The organism is Streptomyces longwoodensis (assembly GCF_001514125.1).
Classification (GTDB): domain Bacteria; phylum Actinomycetota; class Actinomycetes; order Streptomycetales; family Streptomycetaceae; genus Streptomyces; species Streptomyces longwoodensis.
In genome coordinates, this window is sequence record NZ_KQ948549.1 from 566,655 (window position 1) to 592,704 (window position 26,050).

21 protein-coding genes are annotated in these 26,050 nt (G+C 74.2%); 5 read left to right on the top strand and 16 right to left on the bottom strand.

Annotated features, from left to right (window positions below):
• Positions 1-8: 8 nt before the first annotated feature.
• Complete coding sequence (locus AQJ30_RS02570; RefSeq protein WP_169808451.1) at positions 9-1,376, bottom strand: NAD(P)/FAD-dependent oxidoreductase; 1,368 nt, start codon at positions 1,374-1,376, stop codon at positions 9-11.
• 245 nt (positions 1,377-1,621) lie between these two features.
• On the opposite strand from AQJ30_RS02570, the gene AQJ30_RS02575 reads away from it, so the two are divergent.
• Positions 1,622-2,128: a MarR family winged helix-turn-helix transcriptional regulator gene (locus tag AQJ30_RS02575; RefSeq protein WP_067228137.1), complete on the top strand. Its 507-nt coding sequence runs from the start codon at positions 1,622-1,624 to the stop codon at positions 2,126-2,128.
• 24 nt (positions 2,129-2,152) lie between these two features.
• Here AQJ30_RS02575 and AQJ30_RS02580 read toward each other — a convergent pair whose 3' ends face one another.
• The 6 genes from AQJ30_RS02580 to AQJ30_RS02605 form a co-directional block, all read right to left on the bottom strand.
• The gene (locus AQJ30_RS02580) at positions 2,153-3,877 is read right to left on the bottom strand and encodes a PP2C family protein-serine/threonine phosphatase (RefSeq protein ID WP_067228139.1); all 1,725 of its coding nucleotides are present in this window, start codon (positions 3,875-3,877) and stop codon (positions 2,153-2,155) included.
• Positions 3,878-3,879: 2 nt separating this feature from the next.
• Positions 3,880-4,920, bottom strand: coding sequence for an ATP-binding SpoIIE family protein phosphatase (locus AQJ30_RS02585; RefSeq protein ID WP_067228901.1), 1,041 nt, complete (start codon positions 4,918-4,920; stop codon positions 3,880-3,882).
• Complete coding sequence (locus AQJ30_RS02590) at positions 4,917-5,363, bottom strand: anti-sigma regulatory factor (protein ID WP_067228140.1); 447 nt, start codon at positions 5,361-5,363, stop codon at positions 4,917-4,919. Before AQJ30_RS02590 ends, AQJ30_RS02585 begins: the two co-directional genes overlap by 4 nt.
• Positions 5,360-5,776, bottom strand: coding sequence for an STAS domain-containing protein (locus AQJ30_RS02595; protein ID WP_067228142.1), 417 nt, complete (start codon positions 5,774-5,776; stop codon positions 5,360-5,362). Before AQJ30_RS02595 ends, AQJ30_RS02590 begins: the two co-directional genes overlap by 4 nt.
• A complete protein-coding gene (locus AQJ30_RS02600) occupies positions 5,773-6,669 on the bottom strand; it encodes an STAS domain-containing protein (protein ID WP_067228144.1) in 897 nt (298 codons plus the stop codon). The genes AQJ30_RS02595 and AQJ30_RS02600 overlap by 4 nt, the downstream gene beginning before the upstream one ends.
• Before the next feature lie 217 nt (positions 6,670-6,886).
• A complete protein-coding gene (locus AQJ30_RS02605) occupies positions 6,887-8,062 on the bottom strand; it encodes a PP2C family protein-serine/threonine phosphatase (RefSeq protein ID WP_245726774.1) in 1,176 nt (391 codons plus the stop codon).
• Between the two features lie 96 nt (positions 8,063-8,158).
• Here AQJ30_RS02605 and AQJ30_RS02610 point away from each other — a divergent pair, with 96 nt between their 5' ends.
• Positions 8,159-8,635, top strand: a complete 477-nt coding sequence (locus tag AQJ30_RS02610; protein ID WP_245726775.1) for a MarR family winged helix-turn-helix transcriptional regulator — start codon at positions 8,159-8,161, stop codon at positions 8,633-8,635.
• A 188-nt stretch (positions 8,636-8,823) separates the two neighbouring features.
• Here the strand turns inward: AQJ30_RS02610 and AQJ30_RS02615 are convergent, their stop codons facing one another.
• From AQJ30_RS02615 to AQJ30_RS02625, 3 genes are all read right to left on the bottom strand, one after another.
• On the bottom strand, positions 8,824-9,216 hold the full coding sequence (locus tag AQJ30_RS02615) for an STAS domain-containing protein (protein ID WP_067228147.1): 393 nt from the start codon (positions 9,214-9,216) through the stop codon (positions 8,824-8,826).
• Positions 9,217-9,366: 150 nt separating this feature from the next.
• Positions 9,367-11,958: a SpoIIE family protein phosphatase gene (locus tag AQJ30_RS02620; RefSeq protein WP_245726809.1), complete on the bottom strand. Its 2,592-nt coding sequence runs from the start codon at positions 11,956-11,958 to the stop codon at positions 9,367-9,369.
• 58 nt (positions 11,959-12,016) lie between these two features.
• A complete protein-coding gene (locus tag AQJ30_RS02625) occupies positions 12,017-16,303 on the bottom strand; it encodes a HAMP domain-containing protein (protein WP_067228149.1) in 4,287 nt (1,428 codons plus the stop codon).
• 423 nt (positions 16,304-16,726) lie between these two features.
• Between AQJ30_RS02625 and AQJ30_RS02630 the strand changes: the two genes are divergently transcribed.
• Both AQJ30_RS02630 and AQJ30_RS02635 read left to right on the top strand, forming a co-directional pair.
• Complete coding sequence (locus AQJ30_RS02630; RefSeq protein WP_425424124.1) at positions 16,727-17,092, top strand: PRC-barrel domain containing protein; 366 nt, start codon at positions 16,727-16,729, stop codon at positions 17,090-17,092.
• Positions 17,089-17,649, top strand: a complete 561-nt coding sequence (locus AQJ30_RS02635; RefSeq protein ID WP_067228152.1) for an ATP-binding protein — start codon at positions 17,089-17,091, stop codon at positions 17,647-17,649. Before AQJ30_RS02630 ends, AQJ30_RS02635 begins: the two co-directional genes overlap by 4 nt.
• A 47-nt stretch (positions 17,650-17,696) precedes the next feature.
• On the opposite strand, the gene AQJ30_RS02640 is transcribed toward AQJ30_RS02635, so the two are convergent.
• Complete coding sequence (locus AQJ30_RS02640) at positions 17,697-18,131, bottom strand: ATP-binding protein (protein ID WP_067228154.1); 435 nt, start codon at positions 18,129-18,131, stop codon at positions 17,697-17,699.
• A gap of 199 nt (positions 18,132-18,330) precedes the next feature.
• Positions 18,331-20,232, bottom strand: a complete 1,902-nt coding sequence (locus AQJ30_RS02645; RefSeq protein WP_067228155.1) for an AMP-dependent synthetase/ligase — start codon at positions 20,230-20,232, stop codon at positions 18,331-18,333.
• A gap of 165 nt (positions 20,233-20,397) precedes the next feature.
• Here AQJ30_RS02645 and AQJ30_RS02650 point away from each other — a divergent pair, with 165 nt between their 5' ends.
• Positions 20,398-20,631: a DUF6480 family protein gene (locus AQJ30_RS02650; protein WP_067228907.1), complete on the top strand. Its 234-nt coding sequence runs from the start codon at positions 20,398-20,400 to the stop codon at positions 20,629-20,631.
• A 46-nt stretch (positions 20,632-20,677) separates the two neighbouring features.
• Here AQJ30_RS02650 and AQJ30_RS02655 read toward each other — a convergent pair whose 3' ends face one another.
• The 4 genes from AQJ30_RS02655 to AQJ30_RS02670 form a co-directional block, all read right to left on the bottom strand.
• On the bottom strand, positions 20,678-21,829 hold the full coding sequence (locus AQJ30_RS02655; protein ID WP_067228157.1) for a glutamate--cysteine ligase 2: 1,152 nt from the start codon (positions 21,827-21,829) through the stop codon (positions 20,678-20,680).
• A 57-nt stretch (positions 21,830-21,886) separates the two neighbouring features.
• The gene (glgB, locus tag AQJ30_RS02660; protein WP_067228158.1) at positions 21,887-24,088 is read right to left on the bottom strand and encodes a 1,4-alpha-glucan branching enzyme; all 2,202 of its coding nucleotides are present in this window, start codon (positions 24,086-24,088) and stop codon (positions 21,887-21,889) included.
• A 3-nt stretch (positions 24,089-24,091) separates the two neighbouring features.
• On the bottom strand, positions 24,092-25,456 hold the full coding sequence (locus AQJ30_RS02665) for a maltokinase N-terminal cap-like domain-containing protein (RefSeq protein ID WP_067228160.1): 1,365 nt from the start codon (positions 25,454-25,456) through the stop codon (positions 24,092-24,094).
• Positions 25,457-25,484: 28 nt separating this feature from the next.
• The coding region (locus tag AQJ30_RS02670; protein ID WP_079083733.1) for an alpha-glucosidase C-terminal domain-containing protein at positions 25,485-26,050 on the bottom strand (566 nt) is incomplete at its 5' end.

Below are 26,050 nucleotides of genomic sequence, written 5' to 3' on the forward strand. Positions count from 1 at the left end.
GGGCCGGGTCATCCGGCGGCGGGCCGGCTCCCTTCCACGTGGGCCCGCACCTGCTCGGGCGTCAGGTAGGTGTCGGTGTACTCGAAGTCCTTGAGCTTGGCCGGCCGGCGCGCCTGGAAGCCGGTGCGGACGAAGTCGTCCCCGGCGAGCGCGTTCAGCGTCCAGTTCGTCGCCACCCGGACCTTGGCCACCCCGGTGCGCAGCGCCCACCAGTGGTAGCCGCGCGCCGCCACCTGGGCCGGCAGGCCGCGCAGTTCGACACCCAGCGGCTTGGACACCGCGTCCCGCCCGCCGAGGTCGACGACCAGCCCGAGGTCCTTGTGCTCGTACGGCTGCAGCGGCGCGCCGCGCAGCGTGGCGATCACGTTGTCGGCGACCGCCTTGCCCTGCCGCATGGCGTGCTGGGCGGTCGGCGGGCACACCGCGCCCTCCTCGCCCTTGGCGAGGTCCGGGACGGCGGCGGAGTCGCCGAGCGCGAACACCCCGTCGGAGCCCGGCAGGGTCATCTCCGGGGTGACCGCGAGCCGCCCGCGCACCGTCTCCGCGTCGAGCGTGGCGATCAGCGGGCTCGCCACGACGCCCGCCGTCCAGATCAGCGTGTGGGTCGGGACCACCCGCCCGTCGGTGAAGGTGACCTCCTCCGGCCCCGCCTTCGCGATGGACACGCCGAGCGAGACCTCGATGCCGCGCCGGCGCAGCACCTCCTGCGCGCTGCGGCCGAGCTTGTCGCCCAGCTCCGGCATCAGCTTCGGCGCGATGTCGATCAGGTGCCACTTGATCAGCTTCGGGTCGAGGCGGGGGTAGCGCCGGACCGCGCTGTGCGTCAGCTTCTGCAGGCAGGCCGCGGTCTCGGTACCGGCGTAGCCGCCGCCGACCACCACGAACTGCAGCCGGGACGCCCGCTCGGCCGGGTCCTGGCTGGCGTCCGCCAGGTCCAGCTGGGAGATCACGTGGTCGCGGATGTAGGCGGCCTCCGCGAGCGTCTTCATGCCGAACGCGTTGTCCGTCAGTCCCGGGATGTCGAAGGTGCGGGTCACGCTGCCGGGGGCGAGCACGAGGTAGTCGTACGGCTCGTTGACGATGCGGTCGGTGATGGTGCGCACCACGCACACCTTCGCCTTCAGGTCCACGCCGATCGCACCGCCGGGGATGATCCGGGTGCGGTACCTGGCGCTGCGGCGCAGGGACAGGGCGATCGACTGGGGCGTGAGCACCCCGGAGGCGACCTGTGGCAGCAGTGGCAGGTAGAGCTGGTAGGAGAAGGGGGTCACCAGGGTGACGTCGGCTTCGTCGGGGGAGAGCTTGCGTTCCAGGCGCCGGACGCACTCCACTCCCGCGAAGCCCGCGCCCACCACCAGAATCCTGGGTCGTGTCACGTCGTTCCCTCTTTCTGCGGCTCCTGCGGTCTGTGCCTTGATCCCTCGCCTTGCACCTGCCCGCCCCGGACGGCTTCGCACCTCCTCGATCCCACCGCGCCGGGACCGCGCGCGCCACCCGGACGGGCCGAGCAGACGAACGGCACCCTCGAACACCTCGTCGGGGCCGGTCGGCCGTGTAGGCCCCGGCCCCTCGGGTAGCCCGACGTACATGACAAAAACGGTGGTGGCCGGAGGGTACTGACGTGGGCTGCGCAGAGGGCGCCGACGACGGGCAGGAGGCGCGGGAGGCGACCGCGCGGCGGGTCGTCGACGCGATGGAGGGTCTGGTGGCGTGGTGGCTGGCGGCGGCGGACGGGACGACGCCGCGGCTTCCGGCGCGTCAGCTGCTCGCGCTGCGGACCGTGCGGCGCAGACCCGAGACCAACCTCACCGCGCTCGCCGGGCAGCTCGGCATCGGCCTGCCCAACGCCAGCCGCCTGTGCGACCGGCTGGAGGCGGCGGGCCTGCTGGAGCGGACCGTGCCGCCGGGCAACCGGCGGGAGGTGCGGCTCGCGGTGACCGCGTACGGGCAACGCGTCCTCGCGGACGTCACCGAGCGGCGCGTACGGGGGCTCGTGACCGTGGTCGCGCAGATGACCCCCGGTCAGCGGGCCGCCCTGGAACAGGGCCTGTCCGCCTTCCACCACTCCCGCACCGCGGGCCCGCGGCCCCCGTACGGCACCGGCGGCGCCCAGCGGGGCGACGGCTGAGCGGCGGCCGTGCGGCGGCCGGGCTCAGCCCGTCGCCGCCCGCCCGGTGACGTGGCACAGCAGCAGGCACACGTCGTCGTCGCGCTCGGAGTCGCTCAGCAGCGGGTCGAGGATGCGGTCCGCCGCGCCCTCCAGGTCGGCCTCCAGCTCCTCGGAGCCGAAGCCGGCCAGCGCCGTCGCCAGCCGCTCGATGCCCGGGTCTATGCCCTGGGCGCGCCGCTCCACCAGGCCGTCCGTGTACATCGCGAGCGTGGAGCCCGCCGGGAGCGGCACCCGGTGGTCGGCGATCTCCTGGCGCAGCGGGATGCCCAGCATGGCGCCCGGCCGCGCGTCCAGGACGTGCACCCGGCCGTCCGGGGTGCGCAGCACCGGCGGCGGGTGGCCGGCGGCCGCCCACGTGAGCACCGGCTCGTCCGGGTGGAAGCGGGCGATCACCGCCGTCGCGTACAGGTCGGGCTGGAGGTGGTGCAGGAACCGGTGCAGCCGCGTCAGCAGCTGGCCCGGCGTGCCGCCGTCGACGGCGTACGCCCGCAGCGCGGTGCGCAGCTGGCTCATCATCACGGCCGCGTGCAGCCCGTGCCCGGTGACGTCCCCGATGACGGTGATCAGGCCGCCGTCGGGCTGGCGGAAGGCGTCGTACCAGTCGCCGCCGATGTTCAGCCCGAAGGTGGCGGGCAGGTAGCGCGCGGCCAGCCGCAGCCCCGGCCGGGTGGGCAGCTCGGTCAGCAGGGCCCGCTGGAGCGTCTCGGCGATGTCCCGGTTGTGCTCGAACCGGCGGGCGTGGTCCAGCGCGATGCTCGCCCGGCGGGTCAGCTCGATCAGCATCACCGCGTCGTCCGGGTCCCAGCGCTCCTCCGGCGGGGTCAGCGTGAGGACGCCCAGCGGGGCGCGCCGGGTCGGCAGCGGCACGCACAGCATCGGGAGCGCCGGGTCCAGCACGGAGGGCGGGTGGTCGTCGACCCCGGGCAGCCCGCCGGGGTGGTCGGCGGCGTACTGCGGCCGGCCGGTGCGGGCGGCGCGGACGGCCGCCGCGGGGTGCGGCGCGGGCGGCCGCTCGTGGTCCCCGTCGGTGTCGAACAGCCAGACGTCGACGCGGCGGGCGTACCGGGGCACCAGCAGTTCCGGCAGCCGCCGCACGATCTCCTCGTGGTTCAGCGACGCGGTCAGCACGGCGCTGGCGTCGGCCAGGAACGTCAGCCGGCGGCGGGCGTTCTCCGCCTCCTGGCGGGCCGCCCGCTCCGCCGCGAAGGCCTCGCGCTGGGCCCGTCCGGCGGCGTCCAGCTCGGCGTGCAGCGCCAGCACGCCCTGGTTGGTCTGGTGCAGCTCCTCCCGGTGGAAGGCGACCAGGTCCTCCTGCTCGGCGAGCCGGTCCAGGACGACCGCGGTGTCCTCGTCGGCCCCCAGCAGCGCCTCCGCCAGCAGGTCGGGGTCGTCCCCGCCGGACGAGGCCCGCACGGCGCCGTCCGCCTCCGGGCAGGGCACCGCCGTCTCCCACGGCGGCTCACCGGCCGGCGGGACCGCGGCCACCTCGGCGCGCAGCAGGTGCTCCCCGGCGTCGGAGTCGGTCGTCGACAGTGTCAGGCGCCAGGTGCCGCCCTTGGTCAGGCACTGCCGCAGCCGGGCGCTGAGCGCGACCGTCAGCCGGGTGCGGGGCAGCGGCGCCACGCCCAGGGCGGCGGCCAACCGGGCGGTGGTGATCCGCGCCCGCGCGGCGTCGGTGACGGAGGTGATCTCCCATGCGTGCCTCATCGTCACTCCGGCGGGGTCGGGGCCAGGACGGCCACGGCGGTGTCGTCGCGCATCGGCCGGGCGGAGCTGCTGGCGTCCCGCACGGCCACGGCGGCGGTGACGGCCGGGTCGGCCGTCACCAGCCGGGGGTCGTCGGGCGGTGCCCAGCGGCTCGGCAGACCGTCGGTGTACAGGATCAGCAGCCGGTCGGCGGACCAGGGGGCCCGGGACTCGGGAATGGTCGCCGGCCGGTGGGCGCCCACTATGCCGGGGCGGGACACCAGCGAGCGCCAGGTGCCGTCCTCGCGGAGGCGGGCGCCGACGTTGCCGACGCCGGCGAAGCGCAGCTCGCCCTGCCGGACGTCGAGCTGGGCCACCGCGACGGCCGCCCCGCGGGTGCCGCGCAGCGCGTCGTGCAGCCGGCGCAGCACCTCGGCGGGCGGCAGGTCGGCCCGGCGGCGCACCTCGGCGACCGCGGCGCCGGAGGCCCGGGCGGCCTCGGGGCCGTGGCCGAGCCCGTCGGCCAGCAGCAGGGTCAGCCGGTCCCCGGCGCGCACGCAGGTCCAGGCGTCCCCGGACCACTGAGCGCCGGCCAGCGGCAGGTTGATCCCGCCGGCCCGCGCGGCGGCCGACGGGGTGGCGGGCCGGTGGGCGGCCCCGATCCGGGCCAGCGCGACCGTGCCCCGGCCGGCGGCGCTGTGCACGGCGAAGTCGTCGGCCAGCCGCCGGCAGGTGCCGAGGCCCGCGCCGAGCGACCCGGCGGTGGAGAAGCCGTCGCGCAGGGCGGCCGCCACGTCGGGCATGCCGGGGCCGTGGTCGACGGCCGCGATCTGGACGACGGCGGTCGCGTCCTCGTCGGGTACGGCGGGGGCGACGGCCTCGACGAGGAGGTGGCCGCCGTACGCGTGCTTGAGCAGGTTGGTGGTCAGCTCCGTGGCGACCAGGACGGCGTCCTGGGTGCGCTCGGCGTCCAGGCCCGCCACCGCGGCGGCGCCCTCCGCGGCCAGCCGCGCGTCGCGCACCCGGGTCGCGTCGCGCACGGGCACGTCCCACACCCGGGTCACGACCTTCCCTCCCGGGGCCGCGGCGGGCGCGCGGCCCACGAGGTCACGGTGACCACGGTGCCGACGCCCGGCGTGCTGTCGATGGAGAACGCGTGCACCAGGCGCCGTGCGCCGCCCAGACCCATGCCCAGCCCCTCCCCGGAGGTGAAGCCGTCGCGCAGCGCCTGCTCCAGGTCGGCGATGCCGGGGCCCTGGTCGCTGAACGTGAGCCGCAGCCCCTGCGCGGCGCCCTCGGTGACCTGCTCGACGCGGAGCTCGCCGCCACCGCCGTGCACCAGGGTGTTGCGGGCCAGTTCGCTGGCCGCCGTGACCAGCTTGGTCTGCTCGACCAGGCTGAACCCGAGCAGGGCGGCCGCCTGCCGGACGTGCTGGCGCAGCCACACCAGGTCCCTGTCCGACCTGATCGGCAGGCGGGCGTCGACCCGGGCGGCCGTGCCGCTCATCCGTCCCCCCGCCGACGATCGGCCGGCCGCACCACGTCCGGACCACCCAGCAGTTCGACGGCCGCCCCGGCGCTCAGCGCCGTGCGCAGCCCCGGCAGCGTCAGACCCAGCTCGACCAGGGTGAGGGCCACGGCGGGACGCATGCCCGCCACCACCGTCCGCGCGGCCAGCAGCCGGGCGCCCGCGGCGATCTCGGCCAGCACCCGGCCGAGGAAGGAGTCGACGATCTCGACCCCGGAGATGTCGATGACCACCCCGCCGACCCGGTGCCGGACGATGGCCTCGCCGATGTCCTGCTGGAGCTGCTCGGCCAGCCCGTCGTGCAGGTCGCCCGGCAGCGTCACCAGCAGGACGTCGCCCAGCTTCAGCACCGGGACGGCCCCGGTGCCGGCGGAGAGGAAGCCGTCGCTCACCGCTTGCTCGCACCGCCCGACGCCTGCACGATGTCCGCGCCCAGACCGCGCAGCGCGTACCCGAGGGCGTCCGCCAGGCCGGCGCGGGTCACCACGGTGCCCAGGTCGAGGCCGAGCTGGACGATCGTCTGCGCGATGGCGGGGCGGATGCCCGACACCACGCACTCCGCGCCCATCAGCCGGACCGCCGCGACCGTCTTCACCAGGTGCTGGGCCACCAGCGAGTCGACCGTGGGCACCCCGGTGATGTCGAGGATCGCGTACCGCGCCTGCTCCGCGACGACCGCCTCAAGCAGCGTCTCCATGACGACCTGGCTGCGGGCGCTGTCCAGGGTCCCGATGAGCGGCACGGCGACGATGCCGTCCCACAGCCGGATCACGGGCGTGGCCACCTCCAGCAGCTGCATCCGCTGCCGGTCGATGAGCGCCTGGCCCTCGCTGAGCGCGGTGTCCAGCACCACCAGCCGCAGGGTGCCCGTCAGGACGGTCAGGGCGGTGGTGCACGCGCGCAAGTGCTCGGCGGGCGCGTCCGCCAGGTCGGTGGCGAGGAGGTCCGTCGGGGGCACCCGCAGGGCGTCCACCTCCCGCGACACCTGGGCCGCGCTCAGGCCGTACCGGGCGCGGGCCGCGGCCATCCCGGCGAGCTGCTCCCGCACCACGGTGAACGCCTCGGCGTCCGGGTCCTCGACCCGCTCCGTCTCGGCCACCTGCGCGAGGGCGTCGACCACGACCCGGCCGGCCTCCACCGCCTCGTCCCGGGACACGGTGAACACGCTGCGGAACAGCGCCTCGTCGGCCCACCGCTGGGCGATCTGCTCCCTGCGGCGGCGCAGGAAGGCCGCGACCTCGCGGGCCGGCGACTCGTGCTGGTGCAGCGCTTCGTGATCCGGCACCTGCTGTTCCTCCGTCTGCGTTGCGGTGCTGCGTCCCCCGGTGGCGGGAGCATCAGCGATCTTTGCCGGGCGACAACCCTAACCACCGGTCCTGACCCGGCGGCACCCGGTCCACCGGGGTGAACCCTGTGGTGTGGCCCACCGGGCGGCTGTGGGGGAGGGCTGCGCGAACGTCGTACGTCCGTTCGGGTACCGGTGGGGCCGGGCCGGCGGACGCCTAGGGCGCCGGTTGCCCGCCGTACCAGTCCAGGCACACCACCACCGCGTCGTCGTCGCCCTCGGGCCTGCCGCGGTGGACGCGGAGTTCCCGCAGCACTGCTGCCGGGACCTCGGCGGCGGGCAGCAGCGCGGCCGAGGAGACCGCCCGGGTCAGGGCCCGTTCGCCGTACGCCTCGCCTTCCGGTCCGGCGACGGCGTGCACCCCGTCGCTGACGAACAGCAGACGGTCGCCGGGCCGCAGGAGCAGCTCCTGGGCGACGTAGTCCGTCTCCTCGAACATGCCGAGGGGCAACTGGGCCTCCAGCTCCACGGTGGTCAGCGTCCGGTCGCGCTGGAGCAGCAGCCGCGGCGAACCCGCGTCGACCACCTGGGCGCGGCCGGTGGCGAGCTCGACGTCCACCAGCAGCACGGACAGGTGGGATGCCCCGCGGTACTGGGCGTGGATCGCCTGGTCGGCCAGGCACGCCTGGTCGGCGAGCGGCACACCGGCCCGGCGGGCGTTGCGCAGCGCGTTGATCCCCAGGTTGGTGAGCAGGGCGGCCTCGATGCCCTCGCCCATGCCGTTGGTGACGCAGAGCGTCAGGTGGCCGCCGTCGGCGGACCAGTCGAAATTGTCGCCGAAGACCGAGTAGGCGGGCTCCAGCTGGGCACCCAGCGCGTACTCGGGCCTGGCGCAGGAGCGGGCCGGGAGCAGCTCCCACTGCATCTCCGCCGCCAGGGTGAGGCGGTCCGTGCGGCGGGCCCGCGCGTAGACGTCGGTGTCGCGCCCGGCGACCACCAGCTCGTGGCCCAGCATCCCCGCCAGCTCGGTCAGCTCCGCCACGGCGTCCTCGGTGGCGGCCTCCCGGGGCAGCACGACCGCCAGCACGCCCTGCCGGTCGCCTCGCACCGTCACCGGCAGGTGCAGGCGCGTCCGGCCGCCGGCCAGGTCCTCGCGCTGCGGCTCCTGCGCGCCGAAGGCGCGCCCGGCCGGGCCGGAGTGCAGCGCCACCGGTTCCCCCGCGGACGACGGGTCGTCGGGCACCGGCAGCAGCGCGGTGAGTCCGTAGTCGGCCAGCAGCAGGTCGGCCGACTCGGCGCCGTACTCCGCCCGCAGGACGGCGCGCAGGGCGGCCGGGAGCCGGTGCGGTGCCGCGGAGCGCAGTGCGTGCCCGGCGGCCACGAGTCCGGTCACGAGACCGGGCGCACGGATCTCGCGCGCGGGGCGCGGCACGCGGGCCGCGGGGACGTGCGGGCTGACAGGCCCGGGGAACCCTGCCAAAGTGTCACCGTGACGTCCCCCTCCTCTCCGGAACCCGACCAGGTGGCCCGTGTGACCTCGGAGGCGGCCGAGCTGCTCGGCGTCCTGTGGGGCCGCGCCTCCACGGCGCCCGTCTCCGCCTCGCAGCTGCGGGTGCTGTTCGTCCTGGAACACCACGGGGGCATCAACCTGCGCACGCTCGCCGAGACCCTGGGGTCCTCGCCGTCGTCCACGAGCCGGCTGTGCGACCGGCTCCAGGCGGTGGGCTTCGTGGAGCGCCGCTCCGCCGCCGGCAGCCGCCGGGAGGTCGAGCTGTACCTCAGCCACCGCGGGCGGTCGTTCCTGACCGTCCTGCGCGGGCGCCGGGAGAGTGCGCTGGAGTCGGTGCTCGCGCAGCTGCCGGCCGCCCGGCGTGCCGCGCTGCTGCACGGGCTGGAGGCGTTCTGCCTCGCCGCGACCGACCAGCTCGACGAGGGCGACGCCGCCTCCGACGCCCGGACCGCCTGACCCACGGCCCGGGCGCGGCCCCGTCCGGGCCACCGGCACATCCCTGTTTCCTCGCGCACGACTCGCCTCACTTCGTTGCCCCTGCCACACAGTTGCCGGACGGCAAGTGTCGGGCCGACGGGCACCACGGAGCGCCCACCCACCACCGCACCGCCGTGTCCGGGCGGCCGCACGGGCCGCCCCGGACCTCAGCTGTCGGGGGCCTCGACCTGCGGCAGCCCCTGGTCGATCAGGGCCAGTGCCTCGTCCACCTTCTCGGAGATCGGCACCGTCAGACTCACCCCGGTCAGGTCCAGGACCCGCCGGACGGGCGCTGTCGGATTGATCACGTGGACGCTGCCGGGCAGCTCACGGGCCTCCTGGTACACCCGCAGGATGATGTTCATGCCGGAGGAGTCCATGAAGGGCACCTCCGACAGGTCCAGCAGGAAGTGCTTGCGGCCGTGGTGGAGCTGGTTGGCCAGATGGGCCTGGAACTCGGTGGCGGTGTCCAGATCGAGATGGCCCTCCACCCGGACCAGGGCGACGTCCTCACGGGGCAGGGACACCTCGACGGACAGCGGGTTGTGGGCGATGGCCACGAAAACCTCCGATTACAGACGGTCTCGGGTGACTCCCGGGAGGTCGCTCCGATGCGACCCGGGGGAGGACGGGGAGGCCGTACGCCACCTCTGTCCTCCCGCGGTCCCGGCCTGTCACCGCGCACCAGCGGATACCCCCGAACGGGCGGCTCATGCGTGCAGGGATTCCCCGGCGCGGGACTCCTCGTCGCGGGGCTCCCCGTCGTCCGACGTGCGCGGTCCGACCCGGATGCCGACGATGCAGGTGTCGTCGTCCGTGTCCGACCGGCTGTGCACCAGCAGCCGGTCCAGCTGCTGGTCCAGCGTCGGCGGGACGGTCCGGGCCGTGCTGAGCAGGTGGCTCAGCGACTCCTCCACCGACCGGTCGCGCCGCTCGATCAGGCCGTCGGTGTACATCAGCAGCGTGTCCCCGGTCGCCAGGTCCAGCTCGCCCTCCTCGTACCGCGTCTCCGGTACGGCGCCCAGCAGCAGCCCCTTCACGAGCGGCAGCGGGACCGCCGCCTCCCCGTTGACCAGGACCGGCGGCAGGTGCCCGGCCCGCGCCCAGCGCAGGGTGCCCCGGGCGGGGTCGTACAGCCCGCACACCGCGGTCGCCGTCACGGCACCGGTGAGGTGGTGGGCCACCATGTTCAGCCAGGACAGCAGCTGGCCCGGTCCGGCGCCGGTCACCGCCAGCCCGCGCAGCGCGTTGCGCAGCACCACCATGCTGGTCGCCGCCTCTATGCCGTGGCCGGCCACGTCGCCCACGCAGAGCATCACCAGCCCCGAGGGCAGCCGTACGGCGTCGTACCAGTCGCCGCCGACCAGCTGCTCCTCCTCGGCGGGCCGGTAGCGCACGGCCACCTGGAGACCGGGGACCTCCAGCGGTGTGTTGTGCGTCGGCGGCATGATCGCGTGCTGGAGCTGGAGGGTGAGCCGGTTGCGCTCGTGCGCCTGCTGCTCGGTGTGCGCCAGCTGGTCGCGGGTCGCGGCGAGCGCCACCTCCGTCCAGTGCTGGGAGGAGATGTCCTGGTAGGCGCCGCGCAGCGCGACGGGGCGGTCGTCGGTGTCCAGGACCGGCTCGGCGACGACCCGCATGTGCCGGGTCACCCCGTCGGGCCGCTGGAGCCGGAACGCCGCCGACGCCGGGCGCCGGTGGTGCAGCAGGGTGCGCAGGAAGCGGCCGATGGTGACCGCGTCGTCGGGGTGGGCGTGCGCGGCCAGCCGCTCCAGCGGCACCGGCGGGCTGGACTCGGGACGGCCGTACAGGGCGAACATCTGGCCGTTCCAGGTGATCTCGCCCGTGAGCAGGTTCTCCTCGAAGCCGCCGATGCGGCCCAGGCGCTGGGCGTTCTGCAGCAGGCTGGCCAGCCGGGCCGTCTCGTCCTCGATGCGCCAGATGAGCAGCACGCAGCTGCCGTGCCGGCTGATGCTGATGTCGGCGGTCGCCGCGAGCGCCACCTCGTCCACCAGCGCGGTCAGCGCCATGCGCCGGGCGCGGAACGGCTCCCCGGTGGCGTAGACGCGCTCGACGCGCTGGAACAGCTCGCTCTCCCCGGCGGCCATCGGGTAGGCCTCCAGCAGCAGCGCGCCGTTGACGACGGCCCGGGGCCGGCCCGCGGGGTCGAGGAAGCGGCTGTTGACGTGCTGGATGCGGAAGTCGGCGAGCCCGCCCGCGCTGTCCAGGTGCGGCACGAGCACCAGTGCCGGGTCGTGCAGGCCCTCCGCGAGGTCCATCAGCTCGGTGGCGTCGGGCAGGGGGCCGGGCGGGCGCTCGGACGCCTGCGGCGGCCGTGACGTCTCCAGGGTGTGGGCGCACAGCTCGGCCAGCGCCTCCATCTGCCGGACCACCTGGGGCGGCTGCGGGACGAGCGGGGCGGGCCAGACGATCTCCAGGACGCCGTGGATCCGGCCGCCGGTCCCGGCGGGCAGCGCCACCCGGCCGCCGTCCGGGAAGAGGTGCCGGCCGATGGAGGGCAGGCTGGTCCGGGCGAGCGACTCGACCCAGTGGCCGGTGCGCTCGGTCAGCCCGCGGCGGGCCACGGTCGCCACGTCCGGCGGTACGTAGTGCCAGCGGGCGGACTCGCCGGGGGCGAAGCCGGCGCTGCCCGCCAGGGTCAGGGAGCCGTCGGGTCCCGCCGCCCAGATCGCCACGGCCACGGCGCCGAGGGGGCCGAGCGCGTGCTGGAGCAGCGAGTCGGCGACGGCCTGGGTGTCCTGCGCCGCCAGCGCCCCGCTCTCCGCGGTGCGCAGCCGTACGGCCGCCTCGGCGTCCTCCGCGGCCCGGGCCCGCCCGGCGACGGTGTCGAGGAAGCCGAGCGTCACCTCGGACAGCCGGTCCTGGGCGGACTGGTTGATCACGTCCACCGCCAGCTCGAGCGGGGTCACGCCCGCCTGCTCGGCCAGTTCGGTGAGGTGGCGGGCCGCGGCGGCGGGGCCGCAGCCCAGCCGCTCCACCAGGACGCCCTTGGCCAGCTCCACCAGGGCGCGGCCCTCCGCCTCCGCCTGCGCGGCGCGCACCTCGCGCCGCAGGCGCTCCACGGTGGCGGCGAGCCGGCCGACGGGACTGAGGTCGCCGGACGGCTCGCTCCCGGCCGTCCCGCCGCTGCCGGCGGGCGGGGGAGCGGCCACGGGGGTGTCCGCGGCGGTGACGGACACGGTGTCGGGGGGCGGGCCGTCGTCGGGCGGGCCGTCGGACGGCGCGTCGCCGAGCGGCGCGGGCCGCTCGGGCGACGCCGCGTCCTCGTACGGCGGTCGGGACATGGTCACAGTGCGCTACTCCTCGGCCTGGACGCCCGGTCGCCCGGGAATCACGGCTCGCTCAGGCGGTCAGCCAGCGGCGGACGCAGGACATCAGGTCATGAGTGTCCACGGGCTTGGTGACGTAATCGCTCGCACCCGAGGCGAGGCTCTTCTCCCGGTCCCCGGGCATCGCCTTGGCGGTGACCGCGACGATGGGGAGCTCCGCGTACTCGGGCAGCTTGCGGATCTCGGCCGTGGCCGTGTACCCGTCCATCTCCGGCATCATCACGTCCATCAGCACGAGCGCGATCTCCGGGTTGTTGCGCAGGGTCTCGATGCCCTCGCGGCCGTTCTCCGCGTGCAGCACCCGCAGCCCGTGCAGCTCCAGGATGCCGCTGAGGGCGTACAGGTTGCGCGCGTCGTCGTCCACCACGAGCACCGTGCGCCCCACCACCGCGTCGTCGACCACCTCGGGGGCGATGTGGTGCGGCTCGTCGGCGCGGACCAGGGCGAGCACGTCGCCCGGCTCCTCGGCGGACAGGTGCAGGGTGATGCGCTCGCGCAGCTCGTCCAGGCTGGACAGGAACTCCAGCGGCCGGCCGGCGGCCCGCGCCCGCAGGGTCTCCTCCTGCGCCAGCTCCACCCGGTGGCCGGTGTGCACGAGCACCGGCACGCTCGCGAGCGCCGAGTCGCCCTCCAGCGCCTCCAGGAAGCGGGAGGCCTCACCGCCCGGCATCGTCAGGTCCAGGACCACGCAGTGGCACGGCTCGGCGGCCAGCGCCCCGGCCGCCTCCTGCGCGCCCACCGCGGTGACCAGGTCCACCGGGAGCGGCATCGCGCCCTCGTCCCGGCCGCGGCTCAGATCGGCGGCCACGCTCTCGGAGACCAGGGTGAGCAGCCCGCGCGGCCGCTCCTCGACCACGAGCAGCCGGCGCGGACGCGGCCGGGCCGCCACGGACACCGGGAGCGGACCCACCGGGATCCCGGCCGGGGCGCTGTCGGCGCTCTCCGCGCCGTCCCCGCTCCGCTCCAGCACCCGGCCGCCCGCGTGCAGCTCCTCGAAGTCCCGCCGGGCGACGGGCAGGTAGAGCGTGAAGGTGCTGCCGTGCCCGGGCGTGCTGTCCACCGTCACGGCGCCGCCCAGCAGGTGGGCGATCTCCTTGGTGATCGACAGGCCCAGGCCGGTGCCGCCGTACTTGCGGCTGGTGGTGCCGTCCGCCTGCTGGAAGGCGCCGAAGATGCTCTCCAGGTGCTGCTCGGAGATGCCGATTCCGGTGTCCTTCACCCGGAACGCCACGATGGTGCCGCCCCGGATCACGCCCGCGGGCACCTCGTCGTCGCCCACCGGCTCCACGATCAGCTCCACACCGCCCTGCTCGGTGAACTTCACCGCGTTGGACAGCAGGTTGCGCAGGATCTGCCGCAGCCGGGAGTCGTCGGTCAGCAGGTCGGCGGGCGCCCCCGGCGCGGTGCGCACCTCGAAGTCGAGGCTCTTCTGCGTCGTCAGCGGACGGAACGTCGCCTCGACGTAGTCGATCAGCTGCTTGAGGGACACCCGCTCCGGCGAGATGTCCATCTTGCCGGCCTCCACCTTGGACAGGTCGAGGATGTCGTTGATCAGCTGGAGCAGGTCGGAACCGGCGGAGTGGATGATCCCGGCGTACTCGACCTGCTTGGGGGTGAGGTTGCGGGACGGGTTCTGCGCGAGCAGCTGGGCCAGGATCAGCAGGCTGTTCAGCGGGGTGCGCAGCTCGTGGCTCATGTTCGCCAGGAACTCCGACTTGTACTTGGACGCCAGCGACAGCTGCTGCGCGCGGGCCTCCAGTTCCTGCCGGGCCTGCTCGATCTGGAGGTTCTTCGCCTCGATGTCGCGGTTCTGCGCGACCAGCAGCGAGGCCTTCTCCTCCAGCTCCGCGTTGGAGCGCTGGAGCTCCTCCTGCTGCGACTGCAGCTCGGCGGAGCGCGCCTGGAGCTCGGCGGTCAGCCGCTGCGACTCGTCGAGCAGCTCGTCGGTGCGCGCGTTGGCCACGATGGTGTTGACGTTGACCCCGATGGTCTCCCGCAGCTGCTCCAGGAAGTCCATGTGGATCTCGGTGAACGCGGTGACCGACGCCAGCTCGATCACGCCGAGGACCTGTCCCTCGAACACGATCGGCAGCAGCACCAGCGCGCTGGGCTCGACCTGGCCGAGCCCGGAGGAGATGGTCACGTACCCGGCCGGCAGCTCGTCGACGACGATCGTACGGCGGCTGCGCGCGGCCTGGCCGACCAGCGAGCGGCCGAACGGGATCCGGGTCGGGCGGCGGTCGTCGTCGGGGTAGCCGTACGCCCCGACCAGCCGCAGCTCCGGCCTGCTCTCCCCGTCCTCGGCGAGGTAGAACGCGCCGTACTGGGCCGCCACCAGCGGCACCAGCTCGTCCATGATCAGCTCGGCGACCACCGGGAGGTCGCGGTGGCCCTGCATCAGGCCGGCGATGCGCGCCAGGTTGGTCTTGAGCCAGTCCTGTTCCTGGTTGGCCTGGGTGGTGTCGCGCAGGGACTCCACCATGGAGTTGATGTTGTCCTTGAGCTCGGCGACCTCACCGGAGGCCTCCACGGTGATGGAGCGGGTCAGGTCGCCCTCGGCCACGGCGCTCGCCACCTCGGCGATGGCCCGCACCTGCCGGGTCAGGTTCCCGGCCAGCTCGTTGACGTTCTCCGTCAGGCGCTTCCAGGTGCCGGAGACGCCCTCCACCTCGGCCTGGCCGCCCAGGCGTCCCTCGGTGCCGACCTCGCGGGCCACACGCGTCACCTCGTCGGCGAACGCGGAGAGCTGGTCGACCATCGTGTTGATGGTCGTCTTCAGCTCCAGGATCTCGCCGCGCGCGTCGACGTCGATCTTCTTCGACAGGTCACCCTTGGCCACGGCGGTCGTCACCAGCGCGATGTTGCGCACCTGGCCGGTGAGGTTGTTGGCCATCGAGTTGACGTTGTCGGTGAGGTCCTTCCAGGTGCCGGCCACGTTGGGCACGTGCGCCTGGCCGCCGAGGCGTCCCTCGGTGCCGACCTCGCGGGCCACGCGGGTGACCTCGTCGGCGAACGCGGACAGCGTGTCGACCATCGTGTTGATCACGTCGGCGAGCGCGGCGACCTCGCCCTTGGCCTCGACGGTGATCTTCTGCGACAGGTCGCCCCGGGCCACGGCGGTGGCCACCTGGGCGATGGACCGCACCTGCCCCGTGAGGTTCGACGCCATCACGTTGACGTTGTCGGTGAGGTCCTTCCAGGTGCCCGAGACACCCCGCACGGTGGCCTGGCCACCGAGGTTGCCGGCCGTGCCGACCTCGCGGGCGACGCGGGTGACCTCGTCGGCGAAGGCGGAGAGCTGGTCGACCATCGTGTTGATGGTGTTCTTCAGTTCCAGGATCTCGCCGCGGGCGTCGACGGTGATCTTCTGGGAGAGGTCGCCCTGGGCGACCGCGGTCGCCACCTGGGCGACGTTGCGGACCTGGGCGGTGAGGTTGCCCGCCATGAAGTTCACCGAGTCGGTGAGGTCACGCCAGGTGCCCTTGACGCCCTTCACGTCGGCCTGGCCCCCCAGGCGTCCCTCGGTGCCCACCTCGCGGGCGACGCGGGTGACCTCGTCTCCGAAGGCGGAGAGCTGGTCGACCATCGTGTTGATGGTGTTCTTCAGTTCCAGGATCTCGCCGCGGGCGTCGACGGTGATCTTCTGGGAGAGGTCGCCCTGGGCGACCGCCGTCGTCACCTGGGCGATGTTGCGGACCTGGGCGGTGAGGTTGCCCGCCATGAAGTTCACCGAGTCGGTGAGGTCGCGCCACACCCCGGCCACGCCGCCCACCTGGGCCTGGCCGCCGAGGCGTCCCTCGGTGCCGACCTCGCGGGCGACGCGGGTGACCTCGTCGGCGAAGGCGGACAGCTGGTCGACCATCGTGTTGACGGTCTCCTTCAGCTGCAGGATCTCGCCCCGGGCCGGCACGTCGATCTTCTGCGACAGGTCGCCCTTGGCCACCGCCGTCGCCACCTGGGCGATGTCGCGGACCTGGGTGGTGAGGTTGCCCGCCATCGCGTTGACCGAGTCGGTCAGGTCGGCCCAGGTGCCGGACACCCCGGGCACCTCCGCCTGCCCGCCGAGAGTGCCCTCGGTGCCGACCTCGCGGGCCACGCGGGTGACCTCGGACGTGAACACCGACAGCTGGTCGACCATGCCGTTGAAGACGGTGGCGATGTCCCGGACCAGGCCCTCGCCCTCCTCGGGCAGCCGGATGCCGAAGTCGCCGTCCCGTACGGCCGTCAGCCCGGCGAGGAGCTGTCTGAGCTCCTGGTCGCCCGGTGCCGATTCGACGACCTCGGTCCTCTTGCTGGTCATGCGCAGCCTCGTTCCGCTCCCCAGGAGCCCCCGCCCCGGGGACTCGGAACCGGGCCGCCCGTGAGGACGGACGAGCCCGCCTGCCGTGTGACGAAACCGCCGGTGACGGCCTCGCCGATGAGAGAAATACGCCGCAGGCTAACCCGCGGATCGGGCCCGGAACAAAGCCGCGCGTCACCTTCCGGACCGCGCTGGACCGGGAGGTGGACGCCGTGCATACGGAGACAGGAACAGGGTATGCGACGGGGTTTCGCGCGTGTACCCGACAAAGCCACCCGAAGGGGCCGTCCAGCCGCCCCGCGCCCTGCGGGAACTGGGCACGGGGCCGCCCGGGCCCGGGGCGCCACGGGCGCCCGGAGCCGAATGGGCCAGCCGTGTCAGGGTATTTGGTGCTGAGAGACGCGAGGAGGGAGCAGCGTGACGATGCTCGCACTGTGGTCGTACACGGTGGACAGCGGCCGGACCGAGGAGCAGGACCTGACGGGCTGGACGGTCGAGGCCGCCGACGGCACCGTCGGCCACGTGGACCGGGAGGCGGCGCCCCACGGCATGCGCCACCTGGTCGTCGACACCGGCGTCTGGGTGTTCGGCCGCAGCGCCGTGGTGCCGGTGGGCGCGGTCACCTCCGTCGACCCGGCGGAGCGGCGCGTGACCCTGGCCTGCACCAGGGACCAGGTCAAGGACGCCCCGCGGTTCCGTACCGACAGCGAGACCAGGAACCAGGACTACCTGTCGGCGGTCGGTGAGTACTACGCCCGGCTGGCGGCGCGCGGAACCACACCCGCGTGACCCGCGCGACGCGTCCGCGGGACGAGGGCGGCAGGGGCCCGGGCGACCTCACGGCCCGGGTGCCCTCGCCCGTCCCGCCGACCGGAGCGACCGCCGCGTCCGCCCGCGCCCACGCGCGGGCGGTGGTGGAGGAGGCGTGGGGCGCGGCCGGTGAGCGGCCCCGCGAGGAGGACCTGATCGACCTGTCGCTCGTCGTCTCCGAGATGGTCACGAACGCCGTCCGCCACGGCGGGGGACTGACGGACTTCGAGGTGACGGTCGAGCGGGACGGTGTCCGGCTGGCGGTGGGCGACCGCAGCGACGCCGTCCCCGACGGCGCGTACGGCGTCGGCGGCTTCCCCAGCACCCACGGTGGCAACGGCTACGGCTGGCCGTTGATCAACCGCCTCGCCGAAGAGGTCACCGTCCGGCACCGGCCGAGGGGCGGGAAGACGATCACCGTGCGCGTGCCGCTGCGCCCGGCCCTGGCCCAGGACCCGACCGGGCCGGCACGCGCCCGCGGCGGCTCCGCCGGGTCCTCGTCCGCCTCCGAGGACGCCTCGGCCGGACACGCCTGAGCGGCGCGCCCGGCCGTCACCCCCACTCGCCGTCCCCAGGCCGGCTCTCACCACGGCAGGAACACGTGGATGTCCTTGCCCCCGTCGGTGGGCACCACGCTGACCTGCCGGCACAGCGTGTGCACCAGGTGCCAGCCGATGCCGCCCGCCCCGCTGTCCGGCCGGAAGGGCCGCGGCGCGGGAAGCGTGGGGCTCGTGTCGTGGACCGTGACGTGCACCCCGTCGAACGTCCGGCGCAGGTGCAGTTCGAAGGGACCCGGCGCGTACTGGACCGCGTTCGACGTCAGCTCGTCCACGATCAGCAGGATGTCGTGCCAGTACTCCTCGGCGGAGGGCGGCACGGCCCGCGTCAGGTCGTGCAGGAACTCCTCCGCGGCCATCCGCGCGCCCGTCACGTCGTGCGGCTCGCCCGCGAAACGTACCGTACGGGGCTGCGGTCCCCAGGAGGTCAGTTCGTCTCCCCTGTTCGGCTCGATCGCCATGTCGTGGTGCGGCCCGCGGGGCGGGCCGGCGTCCTTTCTCCTACAGAACTGTCCGTGACCACCTTCAGGGTTCCCGGGCCCGCGTGGCCTACGCGTCCTGTACGAGGGCGGCACCGTACACCAGCCGCCCCGGGCGCCACACCCGGGCGTACGCCGACGGAGTGCGCCCGGGACGTGAGGGGCACCGACCGGCCCGGACTCAGCGGAACACGTCGTCCGCGTCGTCCCAGGCGAGGACCTCCTCCGGCGGGCCCTGCCGGGGCAGTGGACGGCGGACCGCGTACATCGCGTCGATCTCGCCGGCGTAGTGCTGGACGATCGAGTCGCGGCGCAGCTTCATCGACGGGGTCAGCAGGCCGTTGGCCTGGTCGAACGGCTGGGGCAGCACCCGGAAGACCCGGATCGACTCCGAGCGGGACACCGCGCTGTTGGCGGCGGCGACGGCCCGGCCCAGCTCGTCGCGCAGCGCGTTCTCCTCGCGGGCCTCGCGGCTCGGCGCGTCGCCCTGGAGCATCAGCCCTCCGCGCCAGTGCGCCAGGAAGTCCGGGTCCAGGGTGATCAGCGCGCCGACGCAGGGCCGGTTGTCGCCCACGACGACCGCCTGGTGCACCAGGGGGTGCATGCGCAGCCGCTGCTCCAGCAGGGCCGGCGAGACGCTCTTGCCGCTGCTGGTGATGATGACGTCCTTCTTGCGGCCGGTGATCGTCAGGTAGCCGTCCCCGTCCAGGTGCCCGAGGTCCCCGGTGGCCAGCCAGCCGCCGCGCAGTGCGGCCCGGGTGGCGCCGTCGTCGTTGACGTAGCCCTGGAACACCGACGGGCCGCGCACCAGGATCTCCCCGTCGTCGGCCACCCGGATCTCCGTGCCCGGCAGCGCCTGCCCGACCGTCCCGGACCGCTCCCGGCCCAGCGGCTGCATGGTGACGCCGCCGCTGGTCTCGGTGAGCCCGTAGCCGTCATGGACGTAGATGCCGATGCCCTCGTAGAACAGGGACAGGTCCCGGTGCAGCGGTGAGCCGCCGGACGTGGCGCGGTGCACCCGCCCGCCGAGCGCGGCGCGCAGCTTGCGGTACACCGTCCGCTCGAACACGGCGTGCTGCAGCCGCAGGTCGAGCCCCGGTCCCGAGCCGCGGCCCAGGCGCTGCCGCTCGACGGCGGTGGCGAAGTCCCGCGCGGTCTGCGCGGCCCGCTCGAACAGCGCGCCCCGGCCGGCCTGCTGGGCGGCGCGCAGGAAGTTCTTGTAGATCTTCTCGTAGACCGACGGCACGGCGTACAGGTAGGTCGGCCGGAACGACGCCAGCGCCGCGACCAGCGCCTCCTGGCCGAGGTCGGGCTCGTGGCCCATGAGGATGCCGCCGCGCACGCACAGCCCCTGGATCATCAGCCCGTAGACGTGCGAGAACGGCAGGAAGGCGAGGACCGACGGCTGCTCGCCGGGCGGCGCCGCGGTGTGCCCCCAGCCCGCGAGCAGGGTGTCGCAGGGGCTCGCCAGTCCGCGGTGGCTCAGCGCACAGCCCAGGGGGCGGCCGGAGGTGCCGGAGGTGTAGGCCACCGCGGCGGTGGAGTCCGGCAGCACGATCCGGCGCAGCGAGTCCACCGTGGTGAGCGGGATGTGCTCACCGCGCCGGGCGAGCTCCTCGAGGGCGCCGGAGTCCAGCTGCCACACGTGCCGCAGCGCGGGCAGCGAGGCGCACACCGAGCCGACCGTCATCACGCTCTGCTCGTCCTCCACGACCACTCCGACGCAGCCGGAGTCGCGCAGGATGTGGGCGACCTGGTCGCGCGAGGACGTCGGGTAGATCGGCACGATCTCGGCGCCCAGGGCCCACAGGGCGTAGCTGAGCACCGTCCACTCGTACCGGGTGCGGGCCATGATGGCGACACGGTGGCCGGGCGAGATCCCCGAGGCGACGAACCCCTTGGCGAGGTCGACCACCTCGTCGCGCAGCTCGACGGCGGTCACCTCCTGCCACCCCGCCGTCCCCGGGCGCCGGCGGGCGAGGACCGGGAGCGTGGGCGTGCGGGCCGCCGTCTCGAACACGCTGTCGGCGAGACCCGCCGTCAGGGGCGGGGCGGCTGGGGGAGCCATCGCGGTGTCGCGCATGCGGTGCTCCTGACGGGAACGGGGTGGCACGCGGCCGACCTGGACCGTTGTCGGCGCTGGTCGAATGTAGCCGAGGTGGGACCACTTGTGGCCGGGAACGGACAAGTAATCCGAGCGGATGATCCGGGGGCGGTGATCCTGCCCGGATCGGGGGACTCGGACCGCATGACGCACATCAACCCCGACCCCGAGCCCGAGCGCACCACCGGACTGGAACCCGGTGGCGGCGTGCCCCCGGGCGAGACCCCGCCGGCCGAGAGCAGCATGCCGGAGGCGGGCCCGCTGGAGACGCACAACCCGACCACGGGCTGGGCCAAGGGCCCGCTGGTGATCATCATCGGGCTGTGCGTGCTGGTCGCCGCGTTCTTCCTCGCCTACGCCCTCGTCCTGGCCCTCTGAGCAGCCGTCGTCCGCCGCGCCGGCCGGCGGGGGGCGTGCCGCGCGCTCAGCCCTGGGTGCGCCGCACGCACTCGGCGACCACCTCGCGCAGGTTGCCGCCGGTGCGCTCCCACACCTCCCGCTGCACCTGGGCACCGTTGCCGTGCGCGAGCAGCTCGGCGCAGGAGGACTCCACCCGGTCGAGGTCGCCGTGGTCGGACAGTGCCTCCCCGACGTGGTCCAGCAGCGCCCGTACGACCGTCTTCACCGGGGCGCGGCGCATGGTGGCCGGGTGCAGCAGCTCGCCGGTCAGCCCGGAGCGGGCCGCCTGCCAGCCGGCGAGGCGCAGCAGGCTCACGCTGTGGTCCACCGGCTCGCGGCCGGCCCGCCACTCGCGCGCGGCCGTCTCCACGAGCCCCCGGACCAGGGCGGCGATCAGCACGGGGGTGCCGGGCTCCAGGCAGACGTCGGACACCCGGACCTCCACCGTGGGGTAGCGCGGGGACAGCCGGGCGTCGAAGTAGATCATGCCGTCGTCGAGGATCGTGCCCGTGGCCACCATGTCGGCCACCCGGCGGTGGTAGCGCTCCGGCGTGCCGAACAGCTCGGTCGGTCCGGCCGAGGGCCACCGCTGCCAGACCCGGCTGCGGTAGCTCTGGTAGCCGGTCTCCTTGCCCTGCCAGAACGGCGAGTTCGCGCTGAGCGCGGTCAGCACCGACAGCCAGGGCCGGATGCGGTCCACGACCGCCACGCCCTCCTCGTCGGAGTCCACGGACACGTGGACGTGGCAGCCGCACACCATCTGCTCCCGGGTGGCGATGCCGTACTGCTCCTCCATCCACCGGTAGCGCCGCCCCATGGCCACCGACGGCTGCACCGGCAGCGGGGACGAGGCCAGCGCGGCCACCTCGCACCCGGTCTCCCGCGCGAGCCGGGACGCCTCGGCGCGGCACCGGACGATCTCCGCCGCCAGCTCGGCCATCGAGGACTGCGGCTGGGTGGCGAACTCCAGCATCTGCTCGTGGAGTTCCTTCTCGAAGACGTCGTCGGCGTCCCCGGCGGCCTCACCGCTGTCGCTGTCGTTGCCCTCGGTGCCGTTCTCCTCCTGGTCCCCGGCTGCCCGGGCGGCCCGGGCCAGGACGGCGGCGGACATCGCCCTCGGATCGCCGCTGTCCGGGTCCACCAGGAGGAGCTCCTCCTCCACTCCGACGGTGCGCACGCGTTGCAGCCTTTCTCCCGCTGGTCGTACGCACCCGCCTTCCCGCCCGGGCCGCGTTCACACGGCGGGCGCCAGCCACACCGTCGCCAGCGGCGGCAGGGTGAGCCGGATGCGTCCGTCCTCCGGCTTCACCGGGTCGGGGCAGGTGACGTCGCCGCCGCCGTAGCGGGCCGCGTCGGTATTCAGCACCTCCTGCCACGCGGTGACCTCGTCCCCCACGGGCAGGGCGTAGTCGTGGCGCACGACGGGCGAGAAGTTGCTGACCGCCAGCAGCGGCGCCCCGTCGGCGGCGAAGCGCAGGAAGGCGTACACGTTGTCCTCGGCGGCGTCGCAGGCCACCCAGCGGAAGCCCGCCGGGTCGGTGTCGCGCTGCCACAGGGCCGGGGTGGCCCGGTACAGCGCGTTGAGGTCGCGGACCAGGTCCCGTACGCCGCGGTGGTCGGCCTCGGCGCCGTAGGCCGGGTCGAGCAGCCACCAGTCCGGGCCGTGCGCCTCGGACCACTCGGCGCCCTGGGCGAACTCCTGCCCCATGAAAAGCAGTTGCTTGCCCGGGTGGGACCACATGAAGCCGAGGTAGGCGCGGTGGTTGGCGCGCTGCTGCCACCAGTCGCCGGGCATCTTCGACACCAGGGCCTGCTTGCCGTGGACCACCTCGTCGTGGCTGATGGGCAGCACGTAGTTCTCGCTGTACGCGTACACCATCGCGAAGGTCATCTCGTGGTGGTGGTACTTGCGGTGCACCGGCTCGTGGCTCATGTACTGGAGCGAGTCGTGCATCCAGCCCATGTTCCACTTCAGCCCGAAGCCCAGCCCGCCGCCGTCCGTCGGCCGGGTCACCCCGTCCCACGCGGTGGACTCCTCCGCGATGGTCACCACGCCCGGGTTGCGCCGGTACACCGTGGCGTTCATCTCCTGCAGGAACGCCACCGCGTCCAGGTCCTCGCGGCCGCCGAACACGTTCGGGGACCACTGGCCGGAGTCGCGCGAGTAGTCGAGGTAGAGCATCGAGGCGACCGCGTCCACGCGCAGCCCGTCGATGTGGAACTCCTCGCACCAGTACGTGGCGTTCGCGACCAGGAAGTTGCGCACCTCGGTGCGCCCGAAGTCGAACTCGAAGGTGCCCCAGTCCGGGTGCTCGGCCCGCCGCTCGTCCCCGGGCTCGTACAGCGGGTCCCCGTCGAAGCGGGCCAGCGCCCAGTCGTCCTTGGGGAAGTGGGCCGGCACCCAGTCCATGATCACGCCGATGCCCTCCCGGTGCAGGGCGTCGATCAGGAACTTCAGGTCGTCCGGGGAGCCCAGGCGGGCCGTCGGCGCGTAGAAGCCGGTGATCTGGTAGCCCCAGGAGCCGCTGAAGGGGTGGTGGGCGACCGGCATGAACTCCACGTGCGTGAAGCCGAGTTCCCTGACGTACGCGGGCAGCTCCTCGGCGAGTTCGCGGTACGTCAGACCGGGACGCCAGGACGGCAGGTGGACCTCGTACACGGAGAACGGGGCCTCGTGCACGGGCACCTGGCCGCGGTGCGCCAGCCAGTCGGCGTCGCCCCACTCGTAGCGCGAGACGTGCACGATCGACGCCGTGTCCGGCGGCACCTCCGCGCGCCGCGCCATCGGGTCCGCCTTGAGGAACCGGCCCCCGTGGCGGGAGGTGATCTCGAACTTGTACCGGGTGCCCTCGCCGATCCCCGGCAGGAACAGCTCCCAGACGCCGGAGGCGCCCATCGAGCGCATCGGGAACGCGGTCCCGTCCCAGCAGCAGAAGTCGCCGGTGACCCGGACCCCGCGGGCGTTGGGCGCCCACACGGTGAACCGGGTGCCGGTCACCCCCTGGTGGGTCATCGGCTGGGCGCCGAGCGCCGTCCACAGCTGCTCGTGCCGCCCCTCGCGGACCAGGTGCAGGTCGAGCTCGCCCAGTGCGGGCAGGAAGCGGTACGGGTCGTGCGTCTCCTGCTCCGGGCCGTCGTACGCCACCCGCAGGGTGTAGGCGGGCACTGCGTCCAGCGGCAGGACGACGGAGAAGAAGCCGTCGCCCTCGGAGGCGAGCGGCACGGGCGCGCCGTCGACGACGACGCTCACCGCCCGCGCGAACGGGCGCAGCGCCCGGAAGACGACCCCGCCGGGCACCGGGTGGGCGCCCAGCACGGCGTGCGGATCGTGGTGCTCGCCCGCCAGGAGGCGGGCACGGCCGGTCGGGTCAAGCGGCGCGGTCCGGGTCGGGACCGGGCCGGCGCCCTCGGGCGGGGACGTGTCACGCAGAGCCACGGGTCATCCTCCTCGGACGGCGAGTCGTTCGATCGCGGCCATCGGCACCGCCAGCCAGTCGGGCCGGTGCCGGGCCTCGTACAGCACTTCGTAGACCGCCCGGTCGGTCTCGTGGGCGCGCAGCAGGGCGTGCTTCTTGCGCGGGTCCCAGCCGGCCCGGGCGGCGTAGCCGGCGCAGAACGCCTCCCGGCAGCGGCGGGCCCACTCCGGGCGCCAGGGACGCCGCTGCCGGGCCGCGTAGTCGAAGGAGCGCAGCATCCCGGCGATGTCCCGCACGGGGGAGTGGGCGCTGCACCGCTCGGCCAGCGGGCGGGACGGCTCGCCCTCGAAGTCGATGACGAACCACTCGCGTCCGGCGCGCAGCACCTGTCCCAGGTGCAGGTCGCCGTGGATGCGCTGGGCGGGCGGGCCCGGGTCGCAGGAGCCGAGCGCCGCGAACGCGGTCCTCAGTCCGGGCACGTAGGGCCGCAGGGCCGCCACGTGGTGCGCGGCGGCCTCCAGCCGTTCGGTCATCGCGGCCGCCAGCGGCCCGTTCTCGCCCTCGGGGCCGAGCGGGAAGGCGGCCGCCAGCGCGAGGTGCACCTCGGCCGTGGCCCGGCCGAGGGCGTGCGCCTCGGTGGTGAAGTCGTCCCCGCGGCCGAGCGCGTCGAGCGCCAGCGTCCACCCGTCCGAGGCGTCCGGCAGGAACGGCTGGAGCACGCCCAGCGTCGCCTCCTGCGGGTGCGTCGTGCGGAACCAGGCGACCGGCGCGGGCACCTGGGCGCAGCCCTGCCCGGCCAGCGCGACCGGCACCTCCAGGTCGGGGTTCACCCCCGCCTGGATCCGCCGGAACACCTTCAGGATGAACGCGTCCCCGTACACCAGGGAGGTGTTGGACTGCTCGGCCTCCAGCAGCCGCGGCGCGAGGCCGGCGGGCACCGGCGGCGCCTCGGGGTGCGCCTCGAACACCAGCGGGCCGAGGGCGCCCGGGTGCCGCATCCGCTCCAGCAGGAGCTGGGTGGAGCGCGGGTCCTGGAGCGCGTCGTACACCGTGTACCCGGCGAGCGGTCCCTCGGCCACGCGGCCGATCATCGCCCGCCCCAGCCGCGGCGACAGGTGTTGTTGCAGGCCCAGCAGCAGCTGGTAGCAGTCCCCGGTGGGGGCGGCCCCGACGGGCGGCGGGACGCTCTGGTGCCCGGCCTGGATCAGCACGTGCAGACAGCCCGGGTACAGCTCCGTCATGGACAGCAGCCGCAGGTCGGTGACCGGCCGGTCCTTGCCGGCGAACCAGCGCTGACCCGGCAGCCACTCGCGCAGCAAGGCGCCCAGCGGCCCGATGGTACGGGTACCGACGGGCGTTCTCGTCATCAGCGGTGTGGTCTTCGGCATGGTGACGCGTCCTTTCCCCGGCGCACGCTCACACGCGCCGGCCGGTGCGGGATGCGACTCGGGCGAGCCGGAACCAGTAGAAGCCGTGGCCCGCCAGGGTGAGCAGGTAGGGCAGCTCACCGATGGCGGGGAAGCGCACCCCGCCGAACAGCTCGACCGGGTGGCGGCCGTCGAAGCGGCGCAGGTCGAGTTCGGTGGGCTGGGCGAAGCGGGAGAAGTTGTGCACGCACAGCACGAGGTCGTCCTCGTACTCGCGCAGGAAGGCCAGCACCGCGGCGTTGGAGGAGTGCAGTTCCGTGTAGCTGCCGAGGCCGAAGGCGGGGTTCTGCTTGCGGATCTCGATCATGCGGCGGGTCCAGTGCAGCAGCGAGGAGGGGCTGCTCATGGACGCCTCGACGTTGGTGACCTGGTAGCCGTGGACCGGGTCCATGATCGTGGGCAGGTAGAGGCGGCCGGGATCGCACGAGGAGAAGCCGGCGTTGCGGTCGGGGGTCCACTGCATCGGGGTGCGCACCGCGTCGCGGTCGCCGAGCCAGATGTTGTCGCCCATGCCGATCTCGTCGCCGTAGTAGAGGATCGGCGAGCCGGGCAGGG